Raw genomic sequence first — 4933 nt, forward strand, 5'->3', positions numbered from 1 at the left:
GATGAACAAAATAGAAAGCGCCAAGGGAACGGAAACCCTGCGAAAAAAAAGCCAAATAAAACACATAAATAACATTGAAAAACCTACCTGAAAATTATATTTCAGGCAGGTTTTTTTACTCGTCTTTAACCGAAACGACATCTTCCCAATTCCATTTCTCATAATACCACTCTGGTACATCTATATTTTCAATCCACTTCTTCTCATGTTTTCCATCGTTATGAGCAAGCCATACATCAGCTTTCTTACGATTTGAACGGAGCCACATTAATTGGTTGCTTTTCTTACTAAAAATAGGGCTATAATCGCCTTGGCTATTGGATGGCTTTGTAATTTGATGTTGTTCATCTGTTGTACTATTTATTTCATATAAAGATGGTAGTGGTCTTTTTTCTAGAGGGACCGATAGCTCTGCTTCCTTTGCCCTTGAAACGATAATTACATTCTCGTTCTTCCATGTGAAATCCCAATCAACATAGCCTTTTGGAGTAAATGTATTTTGCTGGAGAGCCGGCAATTCTTTTATTTTTAAATGCTTATTCTCTAAAGCAACTCTCCCGCTTCCTTCAATATAGGCTAACATATTTTTTGATGGCGCCCATTTGAACCATTGTGTGTTTAATAACATTTGATCTACTGTTTCAAAACGACTGGCGTCTGATCGAATTAAACAAAGGGTATTACTATCAGCTGACAAAGAAGCTGTTGGTACTGCCAAAAACGAAATCCATTTTTGATCTGGCGACCACTTAAATCCACTTCCAACTAATGCTAAAAAATCATCATGCTCATTCGGTAGTGCATATAAATGTTTCATCTTATGAGGATTCATATTTGCATCCTTTTGTATTTCATATAACTGAGCACCTGTCCATCCTGTTGGAAGCAAGTACGCTTCTGATGATACAAGAAACTTCTTACCATCAGGATACCATGCATAGTCACCGACACCATTAGCTACGTTTTCAAAATCTACTTTCTTTTTTTCAGCATCAAATGTATTTAATGTGCGTGCAAATACAAATGCAATTATATTCTCTGTTGGTGACCATTGATAATTCGATGCTTCTGATTGAGATGGTGTAACTTTCTTTCCATCTTTCAGCCGATACAGTTCAAAGTGATTTCGCTTCTTTCCTTTTGCATATGCAAGCCATTCTCCATTGTGTGACCATTTCGGCCCTGTTATGTACTCTCCTTTTGTAATTTGTTTTTCTTTTTCACCGACTTTAATCCATAGATTATGATTACGAATAAAGGCAACTTTTACTCCATTGTTTTCTGCGCTAGTAATAGAACTTGAACAGAAAAAAAGGAACAAAATCACGATTCCACTTACTATAAACCTTTTCATATAGCACCCCCATTTCCCCCTTTAGCATTCCTCATATTCCGCTTACTATATGCAAATATTATCCATTCGACATAATTCCAAAAAATCCCCCAAGAAATTTTCAATTCAAAGAGGTTTGGTATGAATTATGTCGAATGTATAGTTTAGCCAACATCCGTTCCTATAATTAAAGATAAAAATGCAATATTTATTTTCGGAAAATTGGCACTTTTTATTAGGGGGAGTTTCAATGAAGAAAACTACATCAACACTATTAAGTATGGCGCTCGTCTTTTCGAGCTTTGGAGCATTAAGCGCCCATGCTGAATCACTGCAAAAAGAGAAGCAATTTAGCCCACAGTTAAAAGCAAATATTGAACAATGGGGAGAAAACAAAATCGCGCAAAATGTTGAAACAAAAACATCAAAAGAAATTTCAGTCATTGTAGAATTGCAACATGCTCCACTCGCTTCACAAAGTAACATTCAACATGCTCCGGACCTACAAAATAGCAATGTGCAATCATACCATGCACAACTAAAAAAAGCACAAGAGGATACAACAAAGAAAATAAAAGAAAAAGCACCGAAAGCAACGATAAAAGAAACGTATAGTACGTTATTTTCTGGATTTTCTATTTCTATCCCAGGGGATCAAATTGCCGCTCTAGCTTCTTTACCTGAAGTAAAAGCAATTTATCCGAACTTAACATATAAATTACATGAAACGTCAAAAAGCCTAGCAGATCAAGAAACACCAAACGTTGGAGGCCCTACAGTTGGTGCACCTGAAGCTTGGAATTTAAAAGATCCRACTGGYAAACCCCTTGATGGRAAAGGGATGAAAGTCGCTATTATCGATTCAGGTGTCGACTATACCCATCCTGATTTACAAGCAAATTATATCGGTGGCTATGATACAGTCGATGAAGATAATGATCCGATGGATGGAAATGTCCACGGTACCCATGTTGCTGGAATTATTGCTGGTAACGGAAAAATAAAGGGGATTGCTCCGAATGCTTCTATACTCGCTTACCGTGTCATGAATGATGGTGGTACYGGTACGACCGATGATATTATTCAAGGTATTGAGCGMGCTATTCAAGATGGTGCCGATGTTTTAAAYCTATCTCTTGGTCAAGATTTGAATGTACCTGATCAACCTGTAACAATGACGTTAGAACGTGCAGCAAAACTTGGTGTTACTGCGGTCGTCTCAAATGGAAATGATGGACCAAAACCTTGGTCTGTTGACGCTCCTGGTAACGCAAGTAGTGTCATCTCTGTTGGAGCATCTACAGTTTCTATTCCATTTCCAACATTCCAAGTAGCTGGTTCCAATAAACCTTACCAAGGATTACCGTTATCAAAAGCAGATTTCCAAGTAGGAAACGATGCTCCGCTTGTATATGTTGGCTATGGTTCTCCAAGTGATTATGCGAAACAAGATGTGAAAGGAAAATTCGTCCTTATCCTACAAGGAACTTCTAGTCCATTAGTAAAAGCTGAACAAGCGAAGCAAGCTGGCGCTCTCGGTGTATTATTAATTTCTAATGACAAAACAATCGATATTATGCCTGAATATTTCGAACGTTCCGTTTTAGCTGTTCCRGTTATGCARCTATCAAATRCAAATGGYGAAGARTTRAARAMTTTAATTACAAARCGWAAGAAAAATATAAAAATTGGACAACCAAASCAAACAGAACTTATYGGTAACTTTAGTTCAAGAGGACCATCACAAGGWAGTTGGCTTATAAARCCTGACGTTGTTGCACCTGGGGTACAAATTACAAGTACAGTACCGAGAGGTGGCTATGAATCTCACAACGGAACAAGTATGGCTGCACCACAAGTAGCGGGAGCCGTTGCCCTGCTGCGTCAAATGCACCCTGATTGGACAACAGAACAATTGAAAGCAGCTTTTGCCAACACTGCAAAAACATTAAAGGATGTCAATGAAAATACATATCCTGTYATGRCACAAGGATCYGGTTTAATTAACATTCCAAAAGCAGCMMAARCAGATGCATTAGTGAAACCWAAYAATGTAAGTTTCGGTCTTATTAAACCTAATAGCGGCAAAGTGAAGCTAACACAAAATATTACGTTACAAAATCTTTCTAACAAAAAGAAAAACTTTTCAACTCGCATTGAATTACTAGATACAAAAATAAAAGTCCAGACTTCTTTCCCTACTTCTATTAGCATTAAACCTAATAGTAATATCGAAAAGCCTTTTACTATTACTGTAGATAGCTCCTTACCACAAGGTGTATATACGGGAAATCTATACGTAAAAGAGCAAGGGAAGACTGAAGAAATGCGTATTCCATTTACATTTAGCATCGATCCGAAAGAATACAAACGTATTGATGGCCTTGAAATTGTTAATTCTACTTTTAGTCCAAATAATGACCGAATACTAGATGACAACCTGATCAATTACTATTTAGTTACACCAGTTGAGGATGTAACGTTTCATGCTAATTTGATTACGAAAGACCGAGTAACATATCAAGGAATGGTTTATCAAAGTAAAAATGAAACACCAGGTTATAAATCTTTCAAATGGAATGGCACGAAAACTGATGGATCCCCTCTACCTGACGGCTTATACCAAATTGAAGCTGTCGCTTCTAATTCTGGAGGAGAAACAAAGCAAACGGGAGCTGTGTTCGTCGACCGCACTGCACCGAAATTATCACCTGAAGTAGATCAAGAAAACCTTGTAATTAGAGGGAAAGTAGATGATATACTTTTAGATTGGATGACAGAATCCGGATGGGTTGCTCCAGGACATCCAGTAACGATACAATATGAAATTAATGGAAATGGCGTATGGGAAAATGCCTTCTTGAACCATTGGGAGAAAAACTTTGAAATTTATTTCGATCGCAATCAATTACAACAAGGGAAAAATACAATCCACATTATAGCAACCGATGCAGCTGGAAATACATCTAATTTAAATGTTGATTTAGAAGTGAAATAGGAACCAAATATATTTTATAATAAAATATGGTTGACAACTTCCCAAAAATAGTTTTATAATACAAAACATAGTTTAGTTGAACRAATTATATATCGGCTTTGAAGGAATACTAGTAGCGACTTATATCCCTGTCTCAGAGAACTGATGGTTGGTGYGAATCAGTACATATACAAGCGTGAATTACAATTCTGGAGCTTCTTTCCCGTAATGCTTTTTATGCATGAAGAGAAAGACGGATCTTTCCGTTATCTTAAAGTAAGTGGTAAACAATTAATTGTTTACAAATAGGGTGGTACCGCGATTTTTATCGTCCCTATCGGATTTTCCGATAGGGGCTTTTTTGCGCCTTTCCCTTTTAAATAAATTCATATATTACGCGTTGAAAGAATCGCAGTAGTATCTTATATCCCTGTTACAGAGAGCTGATGGTGAGTGTGAATCAGCACATATATAAGTACGAATTACAATTCTGGAGCTTCTTTTTCGTAGTGCTTTTATGCATGAAGGAAAAGACGGAGTTTTTCCGTTATCATTAGTTGAGATGTAAGTATATTTCCACTTACAAATAGGGTGGTACCGCGATTCTTTCGCCCCTATCGGAT

Annotated in this window: 3 protein-coding genes and 2 other annotated features; of the genes, 2 read left to right on the plus strand and 1 reads right to left on the minus strand. The window is 37.0% G+C overall.

Annotated elements, in window-relative coordinates:
• The coding region (locus AC1DJR_RS17300; protein WP_477003114.1) for a DUF4023 family protein at positions 1-72 on the plus strand (72 nt) is incomplete at its 5' end.
• A 43-nt stretch (positions 73-115) separates the two neighbouring features.
• Here AC1DJR_RS17300 and AC1DJR_RS17305 read toward each other — a convergent pair.
• Positions 116-1354: a TolB family protein gene (locus AC1DJR_RS17305; RefSeq protein ID WP_429686926.1), complete on the minus strand. Its 1239-nt coding sequence runs from the start codon at positions 1352-1354 to the stop codon at positions 116-118.
• A gap of 229 nt (positions 1355-1583) precedes the next feature.
• On the opposite strand from AC1DJR_RS17305, the gene AC1DJR_RS17310 reads away from it, so the two are divergent.
• On the plus strand, positions 1584-4331 hold the full coding sequence (locus tag AC1DJR_RS17310; protein ID WP_477003113.1) for a S8 family serine peptidase: 2748 nt from the start codon (positions 1584-1586) through the stop codon (positions 4329-4331).
• Positions 4332-4420: 89 nt separating this feature from the next.
• Positions 4421-4649 (plus strand) — a binding site (T-box leader).
• 52 nt (positions 4650-4701) lie between these two features.
• Positions 4702-4929 (plus strand) — a binding site (T-box leader).
• Positions 4930-4933 lie beyond the last annotated feature (4 nt).

It is taken from the genome of Bacillus sp. 05T31 (assembly GCF_056396725.1).

What these genes read in the sequence shown, in the direction of transcription:
- AC1DJR_RS17305 (WP_429686926.1), bottom strand. Translation starts at nt 1,354, where the DNA reads ATGAAAAGGTTTATAGTAAGTGGAATCGTGATTTTGTTCCTTTTTTTC.